The following is an 18,030-nucleotide window of genomic DNA, read 5'->3' as shown; positions in this document are numbered from 1 at the left end:
GGGGATGAGCACCCACGACCTGCCCTCCGGGCGCTGGCGCGACGTCGCCCACGCCACCGGCCTGCTCGGCGACGACGGCACGCCCCGCGCCACGATCTTCGCCGAGATGTCCGCCCTCGCCGCCCGCACCGGGGCGATCAACCTCGGCCAGGGCTTCCCGGATGTGGACGGCCCGGAGTCGGTCAAGCGGGTGGCCGCCGAGGCGATCGCCGCCGGGGCCAACCAGTACCCGCCCGGCCCCGGCATCCCGGAGCTGCGCGCGGCGGTCGCCTCGCACCAGGAGCGGCACTACGGCCTGCATGTCGACCCGGACCGCGAGGTGCTGATCACCACCGGTGCCACCGAGGCGCTGGCGGCGAGCATCCTCGCGCTGGCCGGACCGGGTGACGAGGTGCTCACCCTCGAGCCGTTCTACGACTCCTACGCCGCGGTGATCGCGCTGGCCGGTGCCCGGCACACCACGGTGCCGTTGCGGGCGACCGCGGACGGGTTCCGCCTGGACCCGGACGAGCTGGACGCCGCGGTCACCGACCGCACCCGGATCATCCTGGTGAACACCCCGCACAATCCGACCGGCGCCGTCCTGACCGCCGAGGAACTGCGTCGGGTGGTCGCGGCCGCGCACCGGCACGACGCGCTGATCCTCACCGACGAGGTCTACGAGCACCTGGTCTACGACGGACTGCGGCACATCCCGGTCGCGACCCTGCCCGGAGCCGCCGAGCGCACGCTGACCGTGTCCTCGGCGGGCAAGACGTTCTCCTTCACCGGGTGGAAGATCGGCTGGCTCACCGGACCGGCGGCCCTGGTCGACGCCGTGCGGACCGTCAAGCAGTTCCTCACCTTCACCACCGGCGCCCCCTTCCAGCCCGCGATCGCGCACGCCCTCGCCCTGGAGACGCTCACCGATCCGGATTCCGGCTGGATCGCCGGCCTGACCGCGTCGTTGGCGGCCCGCCGTGACCTGCTCAGCGCCGGACTCGCGGATGCCGGGTTCACCGTGGTCCCGGCCCGGGGCACCTACTTCGTGATCGCCGACGCCGCCCCGCTCGGGGTGGACGACGCCGCGGTGTTCAGCCGGGAGCTGCCGGAGCGCGCCGGGGTGGTCGGCGTCCCGGTCAGCGCGTTCACCCGGGCCCCCGGCCTGCTCCGGTCGGCGGTGCGGTTCACCTACGTCAAGCAGGAGGCGGTGCTGCACGAGGCGGTGCGTCGCCTGGCAGAGTTGCGGCCATGACCACCTTCGTCGACCTCCCCGCCGGGCACCCGCTGTGGTCCGAGGCGCTGCCGGTGTTGCAGGAGCTGCGGCCGGAGCTGACCGCCGAGCAGCTGGAGCAGGTGCTGGCCGAGGGCACGCCGCAGGGGTTGCGCTTCACCGCCGCGGTCGACGACGGGGCGGTGCGCGCGGTGGCCGGGTGGCGGGTGCTGGCGAACACGCACGCCCTGCGCAAGCTCTACGTCGACGACCTCAGCACGGCCGCCGACGCCCGGTCCCGCGGTTACGGCTCGGCGCTGCTCGGTGAGCTCGCCCGTCGTGGCCGCGCGCTCGGCTGCACCCGCCTCGACCTGGACTCCGGCGTCCAGCGGTTCGACGCCCACCGGTTCTACCTGCGCGAGCGGCTGCACATCTCCTCGCACCACTTCGTCTTGCCGCTGGACTGACCGGCACCAGGCGACCCGAGGCGCACGCCGGGCGGTCGCGCTAGACCGCGTGCGACCAGCCGCCCCGCCGGTACGCCGGGGTCGCCAGCGCGAGCACCAACAGCGCGGTGACCGCCGCGCCGAACATCACCGTGCCCATCGCCGGGGCGTCCTCACCGAGCAGACCGACCAGCGGGCTGACCAGACCGGCCACCCCCGCCTGGCAGGCACCGATGAAGGCGGCAGCGGTCCCGGCGCGCTCACCGTGCCGGGACAGCGCGATCGCCGAGGCGTTCGGCGGGATGAAGTTCAGCACCGTCAGCAGCAGGAACAGCACCGCCAGCAGGCCGAACAGCCCGCCGACGTCCGTCAGCACCAGGGCGAGCAGCACCGCCGTGAGGGCGACGCAGGCGGGCAGCGCCGCGCGGATGATCCGGATCGGCGCGACCTTGCGCACCAGGGCCGCGTTGATCTGCGCGCCACCGACCAGGCCCAGCCCGTTCACCGCGAAGATCAGCGCGAACTGGTTGGCGCTCAGGTCGAAGCCCTCGCGCAGCACGAACGGCGATCCGACCACGTAGCTCATCAGCACCGCCTGGCCCAGGCCGGGCATCACGGCCAGCGCCACGAAGTGCCGGTCCCGGACCAGCACCCGGTAGCCGCGCCAGGCACCGCCCACCGACCCGATCCGGCGCTCGGCCGGCAGGGTCTCCGGCAGCCGGGCCAGCACGACGAACCACAGCACCACGCCGTAGAGCGCGAGCGCGCCGAAGACCGCCCGCCATCCCCACTGCCCGGCGATCAGCCCGCCGACCGAGGGGGCGAACAGCGGCGCCACCCCGATCACCAACATCAGCCGGGACAGCAGCCGGGAGGCGTCCGGCCCGACGAACCGGTCCCGGATCACCGCCATCGCGACCACCGTGGCCGAGGCGTTGAAGAAGCCCTGGGCCGCCCGGAGCACGATCAGCGGCACGATCGCCGGGGAGATCGCGCACAGCACCGAGGTCAGCACGTGCAGCGCCACCCCGACCAGCACCGGGAGCCGGCGGCCGAAGCGGTCGGACAGCGGGCCGACCACCAGCTGGCCGACCGCGCCGCCGACCATCATGCAGGTGATGGTGAGCTGCGCCATCGTCCCGCTGGTGTGCAGGTCGCGGGCCACATCCGGCAGGGAGGGCAGGTAGATGTCGGTGGAGATCGCCGGGAGGGCGGTCATCACACCGAGCATGAGGACGTACTTGGCGGTGTTCCGACTGACGGGGGTGTGGGAGTTCATCTCGTCCGCCATGGTCCCACGGCGTCCAGGGGGTCAGCGAATCGATTCGACCCGGACCGGTGCCATCCGGCCGATGCCCGCCAGCTCGCGCTCCGGCAGCTCGGTGAGCCGCATCCCCGGCTCGCCCGCCAGCAGCCGCGCGGTCGCCGGGTCCGTCAGCACCGTGGACGGTTCGGCGATGTCGGTCAGCCGCGCCGCCACGTTCACCGACGGCCCGAACACGTCACCGAACCGGGAGAGCACCCGGCCCCACACCACGCTCACCCGGACCGGCGTGACACCGCGAGCACCCTCGGCCAGACCGCCGACCGCCCGCTCCCGCTCCACGTCCAGGTCACCGCCGAGCACCCGGGCCAGTTCGGTCGCCACCGTGGCGCCGGTGCGGATGTCGTCGGCCACGAACAGCACCGCGTCGCCGATGGTCTTCACCACCCGCCCGCCGGTCGCCGTCACCACGTCCCGGACCACCGTCTCGAAGCGCTGCACGAAGTCCGACAGGTCGGTGGACCCGAGCCCGGCGGTGCGCCGGGTGAAGGACACCATGTCCGCGAAGCCGACCGCCCGGGCCAGCGGCAGCGCGGTCGGATCGGTCTCCCCCGTCCCGCCGTCGGCGAACTCCACCGCGTACCGGCTCGCGATCGACGCCAGCTGTCGGCGGTAGGAGTGCACCAGCTGATCCACCAGCACCGGGGCCAGCTCGTCCAGCTCGTCCAGCACCGCGCGCCGGGCCGCCGGGTCGTCCAGCCCGCGCCGGGTCGCCATGTCCTCGACCAGCGCCTCGACCTGCCACAGCGCGAGCCGGTCGCCGGTGTGCCCCAGCGCACGGGTCAGGGAGATCATCGTGTGCTGATCGACCTTGCCGTCCCGCAGCAGCGCCATCGTGCGCTCCACCGCCTCGGCGTCGGCGTCGGTGAACGCCACGTCGTCGGCGTCGGGGTGCGGCAGCCCCAGGGTGCGCCAGTACAGCCGGACCAGGTCCAGCTCGACACCGGAGCGCTCGGCCAGGTCACGCAGGGTGAGGGTGCGCTGGCCCCCGAGCAACGCGGCATCCAGCCGAGCGGCCCGTTGGGTGGAGGTCGTAGCGTCGGTCACGCGGTGGAGCCTAGTTCACCGCGCGGGCGGACGTGACGCAGGTCACCCGCGCTGAGCGACGCGGTGCCGGTCGGGGTCTCCACCAGCAGGGAGCCGTCGGCGGCGATCCCGGTGGCGCGGCCGGTGAGCCGATCACCCCCGGGCCGCTCGGCCTCGATCTCCAGGCCCAGGGTCACGCAGCGCTCGCGCACCTGATGCTCGGCAGCCGGGTCGCGGGGCGCGGCGACCAGGGACATCACCTGCTGGACGACCGCGATCAGCAGGGCCGTGCGGTCCACGCCGACGACGCCCGCCGTGCGCAGCGACCCGGCGTGCGGCACCGGCAGCTCGGCGGTGTCCTGGTCGACATTGATCCCGATCCCGACGATCAGCGCGTCCCCGGCCGCCTCGGTCAGGATGCCGACCGCCTTGCGCCACGGCCCCCAGCCCGGCACCGACTCCGTGGCGGGCAGCAGGACGTCGTTCGGCCACTTGATCCCCGCCCGCAATCCGGCCACCTCCTCGATGCCGCGGGCCACCGCCAACCCGGTGAGCAGCGGCAACCAACCCCAGTCGGCGCGCTCGCGCTCCGGCCGCACCGCGAGGGAGAGGGTCAGCGCCGCACCGCGCGGGGTCTGCCAGCCGTGCCCGGCCCGCCCGCGTCCCGCCTGCTGGTGTTCGACGCTCAGCAACACCGGCCCGGTCCACGGTCGGTCGCGCAGCAGCTCGCGCAGCTCGGTGTTGGTCGACCCGGCCTCGTCCCGCAGCACGAGGCCGCCGGTGATCGTCGGTGCCAGCCGCGCGGTCAGCGCGGCGGTGTCCAGTGGTGTGCGCGTGGCAGGCGACCCGGTCATGCTGCTCATTGTGGCAATCCCACAGGTCGGTCCGGTCAGCCCTGCATCGGGAACGCACTGACCGACGACCGAGGTCGAACTACTCTCGTGCGGGTGACCGAGCCCACCGCGCCCATGACGCACCCCGTGCCACGCGGCACCGCCGCCAAGCTGGCCGACCTCGCCGACCGACAGCGCCGGGCGGTGACCGAGCCGGAGGAGACCGCCGCCGCCAAGCAGCACGCCCGGGGCAAGCGCACCGCCCGGGAGCGGATCGAGTCGCTGCTCGACCCGGGGTCGTTCACCGAGATCGACGCCTTCGTGCGGCACCGGTCGACGAACTTCGGCCTGGACGCCAAGCGGATCCCCGGCGACGGCGTGGTCGTCGGCCACGGCACCGTCGACGGTCGGCCGGTCGCCGTCTACTCCCAGGACTTCACCGTCTTCGGCGGCAGCCTGGGCGAGGTGCACGGCCAGAAGATCACCAAGGTGATGGACCTGGCGCTCCGCACCGGGGTCCCGCTGATCGGCATCTCGGACGGCGGTGGCGCCCGGATCCAGGAGGGCGTGGCCGGACTGACCCAGTTCGCCGAGATCTTCCGCCGGAACGTGGCCGCCTCCGGGGTGATCCCGCAGATCAGCCTGATCCTCGGCCCGTCGGCGGGCGGCGCCGTCTACTCCCCCGCGCTGACCGACTTCATCGTGATGGCCGACGGCACCTCGAACATGTTCATCACCGGCCCGGACGTCATCCGCGCCGTCACCGGTGAGGACGTCGGCTTCGAGGAACTGGGCGGCGCGACCACCCACAACACCCGGTCCGGCGTCGCGCACTACCTGGCTCACGACGAGGACGACGCGCTGGACTACGTGCGCCAGCTGGTCGGCTACCTGCCGCAGAACAACCTCTCCGACCCGCCCGCCTGGCCGGTGGAGGACGCCGACGACGCCACCGAGGTCACCGACGCCGACCGGGAACTGGACACCCTGATCCCGGACTCGGACAACCAGCCCTACGACATGCGCACCGTGGTCGAGCACGTGCTGGACGAGGGCGAGCTGCTGGAGGTGCAGCCGCTGTTCGCCCGCAACGTGCTGATCGGCTTCGGCCGGGTCGAGGGCCATTCGGTCGGCATCGTCGCCAACCAGCCGCTCACCATGGCCGGGACCCTGGACATCGACGCCGCGGAGAAGGCGGCCCGGTTCGTGCGCACCTGCGACGCCTTCAACATCCCGGTGCTGACCTTCGTCGACGTGCCCGGCTTCCTGCCCGGCACCGACCAGGAGTGGAACGGCATCATCCGCCGCGGCGCGAAGCTGATCTACGCCTACGCGGAGGCCACCGTCCCGCTGGTCACCGTCATCACCCGCAAGGCGTACGGTGGCGCGTACATCGTGATGGGGTCCAAGCAGCTCGGCGCCGACGTGAACCTCGCCTGGCCGACCGCGCAGATCGCCGTGATGGGGGCAGGTGGTGCGGTGAACATCCTCCAGCGTGGCGCACTGAAGCAGGTCGCCGAGGCCGGCGGTGACGTCGAGGCCGAGCGGGCCCGCCTCACCAGCGAGTACGAGGAGGCCATCGTGAATCCCTGGGACGCCGCCGACCGCGGCTACGTGGACGCGGTGATCGCCCCCGCCGACACCCGGTCGCAGATCGTGCGCTCGCTGCGACTGCTGCGCACCAAGCGCGCCGAGCTGCCCGCCAAGAAGCACGGGAACATCCCGCTGTGACCGAGTCCCACGACCAGAGCCCGCTGTCCGGGGTCGACGCCGCACAGTTCCACCACCTGGTGGACCAGCTGGCGGCCCGCCTGCACAGCTATGTGGACACCGCCGTCGGGGTCCGCGCCGAGTTCGGCTCCACCGAGGCGGACGAGGACCCCCGGGTGCTCGCGCTGGAGACCGAGGTCGGTGGGCTGAACGCCCAGCTCTACGACCTGCTGCACCAGCAGCTCGGCTTGCACCCGGAGCTGACCGGGATGATCTGGGAGGGCGACGAGCCGGTCTCGCACGACCCCGACCGCCGGGTGTCCGTGGACGAGTTCCACCTCGGCTTCGTGATCGGGCTGCCGCCGGAGCCGACCGACCAGACCGCGGAGGCGGCCCTCGGGCTGATCGACGACGGCGGTGCCGACCTGGTCGAGCGGCTGATCGAGGCCGGGTTCACCGTCCAGGAGTGGGGCAGCGCCCGCGGTGGCCCGGTGGGCTTCGACGACGAGGACGACGACACCGACGAGGACGGCGACCGATGACCGACCTGCCGCACGTGCGCGTGGTGCGCGGCACGCCGGACGACGTCGAACTCGCCGCCCTGGTCGCCGGACTGGTCGCCGCGAGCGCCGGCGGCGCCGATCCGGAGCCGGAGCCGGTGACGCCCAGTGCCTGGTCGGACCGGTCGCGCTCGCTCCGGGGCGGCCGTGGCCGGTGGCAGCCGGGTCCGACCGCCTGGCGGTGGAGCGGGCGTTAAAGTCGGACGGGTGAACCCTCGTCCCCAGACAGCGATCGACCGGATCGCCGACGCCTACGTCCAGACCCTCGCCGCCCTCGACCCGGAGGGTGCCACCGCCCTCGGCATCCCGGGCCACGACGACGAGATGACCGACCACTCCCCGGCCGGGCTCCAGGCCCGCGCCGACGCCGCCCGGCAGACGCTGCGCGAGCTGGACGCCGCCACCCCCGCCGACGACACCGACACGGTGACGCTCGCCGCGATGCGCGAACGCCTCGGCCTGGAGCTGGAGCTGCACGAGGCCGGTGAGCTGCAGCGCGAGCTGAACAACATCGCCTCCCCGGTGCAGGGCATGCGCGACGTCTTCGACCTGATGCCCACCGAGGGCACCGAGGCCTGGGCGACCATCGCCCGTCGACTGTCCGGGGTGCCGCAGGCGGCCGCCGGGTACGTCGAGTCGCTGCGCGCCGCCGCCGCCCGGGGCGACGTCCCGGCCATCCGCCAGGTGCGCGAGGCCATCGAGCAGGCCGAGGAGCTGGCGAACCCGGCCACCTCCTTCTTCACCCAGTACATCGACGGCGAGCAGGCCCACGCCGCCGTGGCCCAGGACGCGGCGCTGGCCGGTGCCCTCGACCAGGGAGCCAAGGCCGCCCGGGGGGCGTACGCCGAGCTGGCGTCGTTCCTCAAGGACGAGCTGGCCGCCCAGGCACCCGAGCAGGACGCCGTCGGCCGCGACCGCTACGCGCTCTGGTCCCGCTACTTCGTCGGTGCCACCGTGGACCTGGAGGAGACCTACCAGTGGGGCCTGGAGGAACTGGCCCGGGTGGTCGCCGAGCAGGAGCAGGTCGCCGCCGAGATCGCCGGACCGGGTGCCACCGTCGAGCAGGCGGTCGCCGCCCTGGACGCCGACCCGGCCCGCCGCCTGGAGGGCACCGCCGCGCTGCAGGAGTGGATGCAGCGCACCGCCGACGAGGCGATCACCGCCCTGGACGGCACGCACTTCACCATCGCCGAGCCGCTGCACGCCATCGAGTGCATGATCGCCCCGACCCAGAACGGCGGCATCTACTACACCGGCCCGAGCGACGACTTCAGCCGTCCCGGTCGGATGTGGTGGTCGGTGCCGCCGGGCGTCACCACCTTCAACACCTGGCGGGAGAAGACCACCGTCTACCACGAGGGCGTGCCGGGGCATCACCTGCAGATCGCCCAGGCGGTGTACCAGCGCGAGCAGCTGAACTCCTGGCGTCGGCTGGCCTGCTGGGTCTCCGGCCACGGCGAGGGCTGGGCGCTGTACTCCGAGCGCCTGATGGCCGACCTCGGCTTCCTGGACGACGCCGGTGACCGGCTCGGCATGCTGGACGGCCAGCGGATGCGCGCCGCTCGCGTCGTCCTCGACCTCGGCGTGCACCTGGGTCTGCCCGCCCCCGCCGAGTGGGGTGGCGGCACCTGGGACGCCGACAAGGCGTGGGAGTTCCTCAAGGCCAACGTGAACATGGACGAGGGCTTCATCCGGTTCGAGCTGAACCGCTACCTGGGCTGGCCGGGCCAGGCACCGTCCTACAAGATCGGCCAGCGGATCTGGGAGCAGACCCGGGACGCGGTGGCCGCCCGCGAGGGTGCCGCCTTCGACCTGCGCAGCTTCCACGAGCGGGCGCTGAACCTCGGCGCGCTGCCGCTGGACGTGCTGCGGGACACCCTGGCCTGAGTGCCGGACATGACGAAGCCCCCACCGGCCGATCCGGTGGGGGCTTCGTCATGTGTCAACCGATCAGCGACGGCCCGTACTTGAACAGGACCATCGCCGCGAACAGCACCAGCCACGCGATGGTGAGGTACCAGTCGGTTCCGGCCGCGACCAGGTCCCGCGCCCACTGGCCGATCCGCAGGTGCCCGTCCCGGATGTTCCACCGGGTCAGCCCGGCGAACACCAGCGTGGTGGTCACCGTGATCAGCAAGCACCACGGGCAGAGCACCCCGATGACGAAGTAGGCCTGCAGGAACAGCCAGTACGCGAAGAACAGCGCGATCGTGTAGAGCAGCTGCGTGCCGAGCATGAACCAGCGCGGGAAGCGCACCCGGCCGATGGCGGCGACCGCGATGGTGATCACCACGACCTCGAAGGCGATCCCGAGGAAGGCGTTCGGGAAGCCGAGCAGGTTCGCCTGCCAGGTCTTGGCGACCGTCCCGCAGGAGATGACGGCGTTCAGGTCGCAGCCGAGGACCGTGTCCGGGTCCTTGGCGATCCGCCACGCCTCGATCGACAGCACGAAGGACGTGAACAGGCCGATCGCGCCGGAGATCGCCATCTCGATCGCGGTCCGGCGGCGCCAGCGGTAGCGGCTCTCGGAGGCGGGGTCGTCGTCGACGATCAGGGCCTCGGGCCGGTCGTCGGTCAGCTCGTCGTCGGTCACAGCGGTCATGGTCGCACCCTCCCCTGGGGAATCCCGGACAATCGTGGCGGATCGCTCGGCCCGCACGCGCCGGACGAATGTCCTGACTGCGCCTAGGCTCGCCGCGTGGACCTGCTGCTCGCCTCCGCCTCCCCCGCCCGCCGCGCCACCCTGCGGTCCGCAGGGATCGACCCCACCGTCGCCGTCTCCGCCGTGGACGAGCCCGCCGTGCTGGCGGCCGCCGGACAGGTCGCCCCGGCCGAGGCCGTCCTGCTGCTGGCCCGGGCCAAGGCCCGCGACGTGGCCGCCGGGTACCCGGACGCCCTGGTGCTGGGCTGCGACTCGATGCTGGAGCTGGGCGGCCAGGTCCTCGGCAAGCCGGTCGACGCCGCCGACGCGGTCCGGCGCTGGCAGGAGATGCGCGGCAGGTCGGCGGTGCTGCACACCGGGCACTGGCTGATCCGCGGTGAGACCCAGCTCGGTGCCACCAGTTCGACCACGGTGCACTTCGCCGAGGTCTCCGACGCCGAGATCACCGCCTACGTCGCCACCGGTGAGCCGCTGCACGTCGCCGGGGCCTTCACCGTCGACGGGCTCGGCGGGGCGTTCGTCACCGGCATCGAGGGCGACCATCACGGGGTGGTCGGGCTCAGCCTGCCGCTGCTGCGCGAGCTGCTCGGGCGGCTCGGACTGTCCATCACCGACCTGTGGAACCACGTCAGCTGAGGAATCCGACAAGGCGGGTCCGGGGGCACTTGGACGGTTCTGCCAGAGTTCGTCACCGGTGCCGCGCCGGGTCGCCCTCCGGGGGTGGGCGCGCGTTACCGTGAGCCGTGCCCCGTATCTCCAAGGTGCTGATCGCCAACCGTGGTGAGATCGCCGTCCGTGTCGCCCGTGCCTGCCGTGACGCCGGCCTCGCCTCCGTCGCCGTCTACGCCGACCCCGACCGCGAGGCGCAGCACGTGCGTCTGGCCGACGAGGCGTACGCGTTGGACGGCGCCCGCGCGGCCGAGACCTACCTGGACATCGCGAAGCTGCTGGACGTCGCCCGCCGTTCCGGTGCCGACGCCGTGCACCCCGGCTACGGCTTCCTGTCCGAGAACGCGGAGTTCGCGCAGGCGGTGATCGACGCGGGTCTGACCTGGATCGGGCCGCCCCCCGCCGCGATCATGTCGCTCGGTGACAAGGTGAGCGCCCGGCACATCGCCCAGCGCGCCGGTGCCCCGCTGGTCGCCGGGACCCCGGACCCGGTCTCCGGGGCGGCCGAGGTGCACGCCTTCGTCGCCGAACACGGCCTGCCGGTCGCCATCAAGGCCGCCTTCGGCGGTGGCGGTCGTGGCCTCAAGGTCGCCCGCACCTCGGAGGAGATCGACGAGCTCTACGACTCCGCCGTCCGGGAGGCCACCGCCGCCTTCGGCCGCGGCGAGTGCTTCGTGGAGCGGTACCTCGACCGGCCCCGGCACGTGGAGACCCAGTGCCTCGCCGACGAGCACGGCACCGTCGTCGTGGTCTCCACCCGTGACTGCTCCCTGCAGCGCCGGCACCAGAAGCTGGTCGAGGAGGCGCCCGCGCCCTACCTGACCGACGACCAGCGCGCCCGCCTGGTCGAGTCCTCCCAGGCGATCCTGCGCGAGGCCGGCTACGTCGGCGCCGGGACCTGCGAGTTCCTGGTCGCGGTGGACGGCACCATCTCCTTCCTGGAGGTCAACACCCGCCTGCAGGTCGAGCACCCGGTCACCGAGGAGATCAGCGGCATCGACCTGGTGCGCGAGCAGTTCCGGATCGCCGCCGGTGAGCCCCTGGGCTACGACCACGTCGAGACCCGCGGCCACTCCTTCGAGTTCCGGATCAACGGTGAGGACCCGGCGGCGAACTTCCTGCCGTCGCCCGGCCGGATCAGCACGCTGCGGCTGCCCAGCGGCCCGGGGGTGCGCGCCGACTTCGGCGTGATCGAGGGCGACTCCGTCTCCGGTGCCTTCGACTCGATGATCGGCAAGCTGGTCGTCACCGGTGCCACCCGCGCCCAGGCCGCCCAGCGCGCCCGCCGCGCCCTGGCCGAGATGGAGGTGGCCGGCATCCCGACCGTGCTGCCCTTCCACCGCGCGGTGATGGACTCCGAGGCCTTCGTGCCCGCCGACGAGGGCACGCCGTTCAGCGTGCACACCCGGTGGATCGAGACCGAGTTCGTCGACCAGCTCGCGGCCCTCGCCGAGGCAGCGCCGACCACCGGCACCGCGTCCGAGGAGGAGGACGAACCGACCGAGCTGGAGCGGGTCGTCGTCGAGGTCGGCGGCAAGCGGCTGGAGGTCGTGCTGCCCGCCGCGCTGGCCGCCCGCGCCGGTCGCCGCGCCGCACCGAAGCGTCCGGCAGCGCGCCGCTCCGGTGCCCGGGCCGCCGCCGGCGTCTCCGGCACCAGCCTCACCTCGCCGATGCAGGGCACCATCGTGAAGGTCGCGGTCGCCGACGGCGCCGAGGTCGCCGAGGGTGACCTGATCGTCGTCCTGGAGGCGATGAAGATGGAGCAGCAGCTGGTCGCGCACAAGGCCGGCACCGTCTCCGGGTTGAGCGCGGCGGTCGGTGCGACCGTGGGTGCCGGCGCGGTGATCTGCGACATCGCATGACCCCTCGACCCGGCGACGGCTGGGTGGACTGCCGCTGCGGCCACCGGCACTGGGGGCTGCACGGCGCCGCCGGTCTGCTGCTGGTGCGCCCGGGACCGGAACCGGCCGTGGTGCTGCAACACCGGTCGGAGTGGACCCACCAGGGCGGCACCTGGGGCATCCCGGGCGGTGCGCGCGAACCGCAGGAGTCCGCCGCCCAGGGTGCCCTGCGGGAGGCCGCCGAGGAAGCCGGGATCGACCCCACCGTCGTCCAAGTCGTCGATGAGCGGGTGCTCGACCACGTCGACTGGAGCTACACCACCGTGCTCGCCGTGCTGACGGTGGCGGACCTCGACGTGCGTCCCACCGATGCGGAGAGCGCCGAGATCCGCTGGGTGCCGCTGGACCAGGTCGAGCAGCGCCCGCTGCTGCCCGCCTTCGGCACCGCCTGGCCCGCACTCCGGCAGCGGATCGAGGACCTGCTCGCCTGAGCCGACGGTAGGTTGCTCCGGTGAGCACACCCGAGGTCGATTCGACTCAACCGCCCGACGCCGGGATCGCCACCCGGGTCGGCCTGGTCGCGCTGGTCACCCTGCTGGCCATCGACGCGATCCGGGCCTCCGGGCCGGTGCTGGACCGCGCGTTCGCCGTCGGCACCCTGCCGGTCGCGCTCACCGCGGTGGGCACCTACCTGCTGGCACCGGGACTGTTCGCCGCGCTCTGGCTCCGCGCCACCCGCGGCTCCGCCGTGCTGGTCGCGGTCACCGCCGCCGGCATCGCCCGGCTCGCCGCGCAGCTGCTCACCGACCAGGCGCGCGTCGTCGCCGGGCTGCTCACCGCCGCGCTGGCGGTCACCGCCCTGGTGCTCACCGTCGCCCGCGCCTCCGGCCGCACCGCCGGGGGTCGACAGGCCGCGATCGGCATCCTGCTCGGCGTGGGACTCTCGGTGGGGATCCAGACCGTCCTGCGCACCTGGGATCCGCTGTGGCACCCAGGGCTCAGCGGCATCGCGTGGGCACTGCTCCTGGTGCTCCCGGCGATCGGTCTGGGCGTGCTCACCCGAGCCGAGACCTCCGAGGGCCGACCCCGCCGGACCTGGGCGCTCGGCCCCGCGCTGGCCCTGATCCTGATGGTGCTGGCCAATCCGGCCTTCGTCGCCGCGCAGTCCGGGGTCGCCCTGGTGCCCGCCGCCGCCGTCCTGATCCTCGCCGCGGCCGGGACCGTCTGGGTGTTGCTGGTCCCCGACGTCCTGACCCCGGTGATCCGCGTGCTCTGCGCCGTCGCCCTGCCGATCCTGATCGCCTTGGCGTTCATGCTGCCGGATGTGGTGGCGCTGATCGCCGCCGGCCTCGCCCAGATCGCCACCGGCGTGGTGCTCGCCGGGTCGCTCAGCACCCGGCGCCCGGCACCCCCCGGCATCGCCCGCACCGCCATCGCCACCTCCGGGGTCGGCGGCCTCCTGGTCGTGATCCTGCTGGTCTACCTGCTCGACTACGACCTCCCGCTCGGCATCGACAACGCCTGGATCGTGGTCGCCGGTGCCGTCCTGCTCGCCCTCTCCGGTCTGCGGCGCACCACCCCCGGCATCGACCCCTCCACCGGCGAAGGCCCGGTCGCCCCGCCGCTGCGGGCCAACGCCCTGCGCCTGCTGGTGCTGCCCTCGGTGCTGCTGCTCCTGGTCGGCTGGTGGCGGCCCTGGGCGCCGGACGTCACCGTCACCCAGGACGACGGCCTGCGGATCATGGACTGGAACCTGCACTACGGCGTCGCCCCGGACACCCGGGTCGACCTGGAGCAGATCGCGCGCACCATCGAGGCGCAGCAGCCCGATGTGGTCGCCCTGCAGGAGGTCTCCCGTGGCTGGGTGCTCGGCGGCGGCGCCGACATGGCGACCTGGCTCGCCGAACGCCTCGACATGCACGTCGCCTTCGCCCCGGCCGCCGACCGCCAGTTCGGCAACGTCCTGCTGTCCCGCACCCCGCTCACCGACGTCCAGGTGATCGAGCTGCCCTACGGCGACGGGCCGCAGCAGCGCTCCGCCCTGACCGCGCTGGTCACCACCGACGACGGCACCTCCGTGCGCGTCACCAGCGTGCACCTGCAACACCGGGACCGGAACACCGACACCCGGCTCGCGCAGCTGGACACCCTGCTCGCGGCCCTCCCCGAGGACGGGCCGCAGGTGATCGCCGGCGATTTCAACGCCGAACCGGGGTGGGCTGAACCCGAGCTGCTGCTCGACCAGGGCTGGACCAGCGCCGTCGACGACGCCGGTGATCCGGACGCACGCACCTACCCCAGCGTGGACCCGCAGGTGCGGATCGACTGGGTGTTCGGGCGCGGGGTCTCGTTCAGTGCGGCCACCGTGCTGGACGACGCCAGCTCGGACCACCGGGCCGTGGTGGTAGGGGTCACTGAGTAGCACCACTCAAATCCACTCGTCGCGTACTCAATTCCTGCTGTTCAGCGCCCATCACCGACCGTGCGGCGATAGCTTCCTCGCGCGCGTTGAGCCGATTCAGTGCGCAGGCAGGAGGGCGTGTCGTGGGCGAGCTGGTGCTGGACTCGGGCGAGATGACAGCGGTGGCGGGTGAGCTGTCCCGGGCCGGGATGGGGATGTCGGTGCTGCGTCCCGGGATCGGTGCGTGCGGGTCGGCCGGTGTCGCGGAGGCGTTCGGGCAGGCGTTCACGATGGTGTACGACCAGCAGTCGAACCTGGCTGAGAGTTGGACCGGGTTGGGTGCTCAGGCGCGTGCGGCTGTCGCGGTGATGCAGCAGGCGGATGCGGCGTTGGCGGGTGCCGGGTCGTGAGCGGGGGAGAGCGGTTCCCGGACCGGGGTGATGTGTCGGTGGTGCGGAGCGCCGGGTGGCAGCTCGAGGATGTCGCGGCCGAGGTGCTGGAGCGTCGTCAGATCGCTGGTGCTGCGCGGGGCCGGGTGAGCGATCAGGTGTGGGCCGGTCAGGGCGCGCAGGCGATGCTGCTGTCCTGCCAGTCAGCCGAGCAGCTGGCCGAGGCCACGGCGCAGGGGTGGGCGCGGGTGTCGCAGGCGCTGCTCGACTACGCCAACGGGCTGTTCCTGCTGCAAGAGGAAGGCGATGCGATCCGGTGGCGGTTGAGCAACGCGGAGCAGGAAGTGGTCGCGTATCAGGCGCAGCTGACGTCGGCTCGCTCGACGGTGGACCTCGCCGATTCCGCGGGTCACCTCCGGGCGGCGTCCCTGGAGCGAGAGACAGCTGAGGCGCGGACCGCCGTCCGGTTCCAGGAACGACTGCTGGAGGAGCTCGGGGAGCGGCGCCGGGCGCTGGACGCGCGGATCATCGCCGCCTTGCAGACAGCTCCGGGACCGGGTGCCACCGCGTGGACCCAGATCGCCTACCGGCCCGGTGGGTCGGCGCGGGATGTCGACGACGTGGTCGACGACCTGCTGGACCGGATCGACACCGACCAGCGCACAGCTGCCGACTACGACCTGGTCGCGCAGTTCCTGATGATGTACTCCGCCGATGATGAGGTGATGGCCCGGTTCTACGACGGGCTGGGACCCGAGGGTCTGACCGGCTTCATGGCCGAGTTCGCCACCGCCGACGATCTGCACCACGCATTCCGCGGCGGGGTCAGTGCCGCGACGCTCTCCGGGCTGCTCGGTGTGGGGCTGGCCACCGCGTCGACCACCTGGGACGCCCCGACCGCGCAGGGCTGGGGCACCGGCCTGGTGGACACCATGGACGGCTACGCCCGCTCGATGATCGTCCCGTCCCTGCTGGGGACCCCCGGACTGAACCCCCAGGTCGCCGTGGGCGCGTTCACCCGGGTCGAGCAGATCCGGGCCGATGACCCCGAGCGGTTCGCGCTGATCACCCGGGCCTCACTGCCGACCATCGACTTCTACGGGTACACCCGCGCCGACTACGACGCCGAGGTGCGCCGGAACCTCGGCGGGTCGGTGCCGACCTTGATGGGCGCGATCTTCGACCAACTGACGGCCATCCCCGGTCAAGCGTTGGACCTGCTGGGCGCGGGCGGGGTCAGTGACTACTGGTTCGGGCGCTACGACTGGGAGGATGACGGGTTCGAAGGGCCGGCGGCGCTGATCGACGCGATCGTCAACAGTCCCGAGGGTGTTCAGGCGCGCGCCCAAGACCCACTGGGTAAGACGTGGACCGAGATCGTGCAGTTCGCTGCCCTGGCCACCGAACGGCTCGGCGGGAACGAGCACCTGCAGGTCGGGACCATGTCCAGCCCCGCCCAACTCGACATCGCCCAAGCACTGGCCACCTTCGTGCCAGAGATCGCCGCCACGCTGGGCGGGAATGTCGCGTACAAGGCTGGGGAGAACGGACGGGACGTCGCGACTGTGTTGATCGATGGCCGGTTGGTGGAGGTCCCGGCGTTCGGGGTGCCGTTGGGGAACCTGTCGCGGCTGTTGGGCATCGCGACCACTGACCTGGCCGCGCTGGGGGCGATCGGTGCGGGCGTCGGTGACTACGGACAACAGGTGTTCGCACACGTCACCGGGGCGGGTCACCCCGATCAGGCCACGGCCGAGAAGCTGCTGCGCGGTGTGGGCGGCGTGTACGGACTCACCCAGGCGTCCTGTACCGCCGAGGCAGCCCACCACGCCGAAGCCCTCGACGCCCAGTCCCGTCAGGACCTGGACACCATGATGCGAATCATCGGGATCATCCCCGGGGTCAGCACGGGCTCAGCAGCCGTGGACTGGCTGATCGACATCGCCGCCGGGAACCTCGACCTGCTGGCCCAAGACCACTGGGGCGACATGCTCTCCCCGGAGGAGATCACCGCCATCCGCGAATCCGCCACCGGAGACATCACCGAGCAGGCCGGGATCGACCGAGGGCACGCCACCCTGCAGAACGCCCTCGACCAAGGACTGGTCGGCCCGTGGCAGCAGATCGACCCCGCCTACCCCACCACCGCCCAGACCCTGATGGAAGCGGCGATGACCGAGTACGGAGACAAGGCCACCGCGCTCAACAGCCCCACCACCGACGACATGTACGACGTCACCACCATCGACGACAACGGGAGGCACCACTCGGTGAACCGGGGAGATATGCCATGACCACCCGCACCCGAGCACGGGCCCTGGCCGCCCTCACGCTCGCCGCCGCTCTGGTCCTGGCCGCGTGCACCAACGACACGACCGCCGACCCCACACCCACCGGCCCGCCCTACCCGGTCGCGGACATCACCCCACTCGAACCAGCCCTGGACACCACAGCACCATTCGAGGACCACCCCGCCGTGCAGATCATGCGCACCACCAACACCATCTGGGCGTGGTCGACGCTGACCGACACCAGGGAGTTCGCCCAGTACACCCAGTACTTCGACCCCGCGCGAGAGCCGGACCTCCATCCCGCCCCTCGGGACTACCGTTGGGTCGCCATCGGCCCCGAGCCCCGGGTCATCCTGTCGGTGACCGATGATGCCGACGGTTCAACCGTGGTGCGTTCGTGCGGGTACACCACCGGCGAGGTCAGCAAAGACACCGGTGAACCACGCGACTACATCAGTGCCCAGCAGCGAGGTCTCCTGGTCGATACCACCCTCAGCCCCCTCACCGACGAGGAGATCGCGCGCCTGAATGACCTCGGTCTCGAGCCGCCAGCCCTGTGGGTGCGCGACAACCAGACCGTCACCGGTGACTGCGACCCATCGGCGGCCACCGTGCAGCACTTCACCGACTGGCGCGAGCACGCACCCATCGGGCACTACTCATGACCCGGCCCCTTCCACCGCGCG

Annotated in this window: 17 protein-coding genes; 13 read left to right on the top strand and 4 right to left on the bottom strand. The window is 72.5% G+C overall.

The window, feature by feature from the left end:
* Positions 1-4 precede the first annotated feature (4 nt).
* Together HGK68_RS03720 and HGK68_RS03715 are read left to right on the top strand one after the other, a co-directional pair.
* A complete protein-coding gene (locus tag HGK68_RS03720) occupies positions 5-1,234 on the top strand; it encodes a pyridoxal phosphate-dependent aminotransferase (RefSeq protein WP_169164745.1) in 1,230 nt (409 codons plus the stop codon).
* Positions 1,231-1,659, top strand: coding sequence for a GNAT family N-acetyltransferase (locus HGK68_RS03715; protein WP_169164744.1), 429 nt, complete (start codon positions 1,231-1,233; stop codon positions 1,657-1,659). Before HGK68_RS03720 ends, HGK68_RS03715 begins: the two co-directional genes overlap by 4 nt.
* 40 nt (positions 1,660-1,699) lie before the next feature.
* Here HGK68_RS03715 and HGK68_RS03710 read toward each other — a convergent pair whose 3' ends face one another.
* From HGK68_RS03710 to HGK68_RS03700, 3 genes are read right to left on the bottom strand one after another with little or no spacing between them, the layout of a single operon-like run.
* Entirely contained in the window at positions 1,700-2,929 is a 1,230-nt protein-coding gene (locus HGK68_RS03710) for a multidrug effflux MFS transporter (protein ID WP_169164743.1), read from the bottom strand.
* A gap of 21 nt (positions 2,930-2,950) precedes the next feature.
* Positions 2,951-4,009, bottom strand: coding sequence for an adenylate/guanylate cyclase domain-containing protein (locus tag HGK68_RS03705; protein WP_169164742.1), 1,059 nt, complete (start codon positions 4,007-4,009; stop codon positions 2,951-2,953).
* A complete protein-coding gene (locus tag HGK68_RS03700; protein WP_169164741.1) occupies positions 4,006-4,842 on the bottom strand; it encodes a biotin--[acetyl-CoA-carboxylase] ligase in 837 nt (278 codons plus the stop codon). The genes HGK68_RS03705 and HGK68_RS03700 overlap by 4 nt, the downstream gene beginning before the upstream one ends.
* Before the next feature lie 114 nt (positions 4,843-4,956).
* Between HGK68_RS03700 and HGK68_RS03695 the strand changes: the two genes are divergently transcribed.
* From HGK68_RS03695 to HGK68_RS03680, 4 genes are read left to right on the top strand one after another with little or no spacing between them, the layout of a single operon-like run.
* Positions 4,957-6,552: an acyl-CoA carboxylase subunit beta gene (locus HGK68_RS03695; protein ID WP_169166930.1), complete on the top strand. Its 1,596-nt coding sequence runs from the start codon at positions 4,957-4,959 to the stop codon at positions 6,550-6,552.
* Positions 6,549-7,073, top strand: a complete 525-nt coding sequence (locus HGK68_RS03690; protein WP_169164740.1) for a hypothetical protein — start codon at positions 6,549-6,551, stop codon at positions 7,071-7,073. Before HGK68_RS03695 ends, HGK68_RS03690 begins: the two co-directional genes overlap by 4 nt.
* Positions 7,070-7,288, top strand: a complete 219-nt coding sequence (locus HGK68_RS03685) for an acyl-CoA carboxylase subunit epsilon (protein WP_169164739.1) — start codon at positions 7,070-7,072, stop codon at positions 7,286-7,288. Before HGK68_RS03690 ends, HGK68_RS03685 begins: the two co-directional genes overlap by 4 nt.
* A 10-nt stretch (positions 7,289-7,298) precedes the next feature.
* On the top strand, positions 7,299-8,978 hold the full coding sequence (locus HGK68_RS03680) for a DUF885 domain-containing protein (RefSeq protein WP_169164738.1): 1,680 nt from the start codon (positions 7,299-7,301) through the stop codon (positions 8,976-8,978).
* Positions 8,979-9,033: 55 nt separating this feature from the next.
* On the opposite strand, the gene HGK68_RS03675 is transcribed toward HGK68_RS03680, so the two are convergent.
* Positions 9,034-9,693, bottom strand: a complete 660-nt coding sequence (locus HGK68_RS03675) for a vitamin K epoxide reductase family protein (RefSeq protein ID WP_169164737.1) — start codon at positions 9,691-9,693, stop codon at positions 9,034-9,036.
* Positions 9,694-9,789: 96 nt separating this feature from the next.
* Between HGK68_RS03675 and HGK68_RS03670 the strand changes: the two genes are divergently transcribed.
* From HGK68_RS03670 to HGK68_RS03640, 7 genes are all read left to right on the top strand, one after another.
* On the top strand, positions 9,790-10,389 hold the full coding sequence (locus HGK68_RS03670; RefSeq protein ID WP_169164736.1) for a Maf family protein: 600 nt from the start codon (positions 9,790-9,792) through the stop codon (positions 10,387-10,389).
* Positions 10,390-10,496: 107 nt separating this feature from the next.
* On the top strand, positions 10,497-12,284 hold the full coding sequence (locus HGK68_RS03665; protein WP_206155795.1) for an acetyl/propionyl/methylcrotonyl-CoA carboxylase subunit alpha: 1,788 nt from the start codon (positions 10,497-10,499) through the stop codon (positions 12,282-12,284).
* Positions 12,281-12,754 carry an NUDIX hydrolase gene (locus HGK68_RS03660; RefSeq protein ID WP_169164735.1) on the top strand — a complete coding sequence of 158 codons (474 nt, stop codon included), beginning with the start codon at positions 12,281-12,283 and terminating at the stop codon, positions 12,752-12,754. The genes HGK68_RS03665 and HGK68_RS03660 overlap by 4 nt, the downstream gene beginning before the upstream one ends.
* Before the next feature lie 20 nt (positions 12,755-12,774).
* On the top strand, positions 12,775-14,685 hold the full coding sequence (locus HGK68_RS03655; RefSeq protein WP_169164734.1) for an endonuclease/exonuclease/phosphatase family protein: 1,911 nt from the start codon (positions 12,775-12,777) through the stop codon (positions 14,683-14,685).
* Positions 14,686-14,807: 122 nt separating this feature from the next.
* A complete protein-coding gene (locus tag HGK68_RS03650) occupies positions 14,808-15,074 on the top strand; it encodes a hypothetical protein (RefSeq protein WP_169164733.1) in 267 nt (88 codons plus the stop codon).
* Positions 15,071-17,347, top strand: coding sequence for a hypothetical protein (locus tag HGK68_RS03645; protein WP_169164732.1), 2,277 nt, complete (start codon positions 15,071-15,073; stop codon positions 17,345-17,347). Before HGK68_RS03650 ends, HGK68_RS03645 begins: the two co-directional genes overlap by 4 nt.
* On the top strand, positions 17,344-18,009 hold the full coding sequence (locus HGK68_RS03640) for a hypothetical protein (RefSeq protein ID WP_206155794.1): 666 nt from the start codon (positions 17,344-17,346) through the stop codon (positions 18,007-18,009). Before HGK68_RS03645 ends, HGK68_RS03640 begins: the two co-directional genes overlap by 4 nt.
* Positions 18,010-18,030: the final 21 nt, after the last annotated feature.

The organism is Cellulomonas taurus, assembly GCF_012931845.1.
Taxonomy (GTDB): domain Bacteria; phylum Actinomycetota; class Actinomycetes; order Actinomycetales; family Cellulomonadaceae; genus Cellulomonas; species Cellulomonas taurus.
The sequence above is the reverse complement of the archived record's forward strand: the minus strand, read 5'-3'. Positions and strand labels throughout refer to the sequence as shown.

What these genes read in the sequence shown, in the direction of transcription:
- HGK68_RS03660 (WP_169164735.1), top strand. Translation starts at nt 12,281, where the DNA reads ATGACCCCTCGACCCGGCGACGGCTGGGTGGACTGCCGCTGCGGCCAC.
- HGK68_RS03715 (WP_169164744.1), top strand. Translation starts at nt 1,231, where the DNA reads ATGACCACCTTCGTCGACCTCCCCGCCGGGCACCCGCTGTGGTCCGAG.
- HGK68_RS03685 (WP_169164739.1), top strand. Translation starts at nt 7,070, where the DNA reads ATGACCGACCTGCCGCACGTGCGCGTGGTGCGCGGCACGCCGGACGAC.
- HGK68_RS03675 (WP_169164737.1), bottom strand. Translation starts at nt 9,693, where the DNA reads ATGACCGCTGTGACCGACGACGAGCTGACCGACGACCGGCCCGAGGCC.
- HGK68_RS03720 (WP_169164745.1), top strand. Translation starts at nt 5, where the DNA reads ATGAGCACCCACGACCTGCCCTCCGGGCGCTGGCGCGACGTCGCCCAC.
- HGK68_RS03640 (WP_206155794.1), top strand. Translation starts at nt 17,344, where the DNA reads ATGACCACCCGCACCCGAGCACGGGCCCTGGCCGCCCTCACGCTCGCC.
- HGK68_RS03710 (WP_169164743.1), bottom strand. Translation starts at nt 2,929, where the DNA reads ATGGCGGACGAGATGAACTCCCACACCCCCGTCAGTCGGAACACCGCC.
- HGK68_RS03700 (WP_169164741.1), bottom strand. Translation starts at nt 4,842, where the DNA reads ATGACCGGGTCGCCTGCCACGCGCACACCACTGGACACCGCCGCGCTG.
- HGK68_RS03695 (WP_169166930.1), top strand. Translation starts at nt 4,957, where the DNA reads ATGACGCACCCCGTGCCACGCGGCACCGCCGCCAAGCTGGCCGACCTC.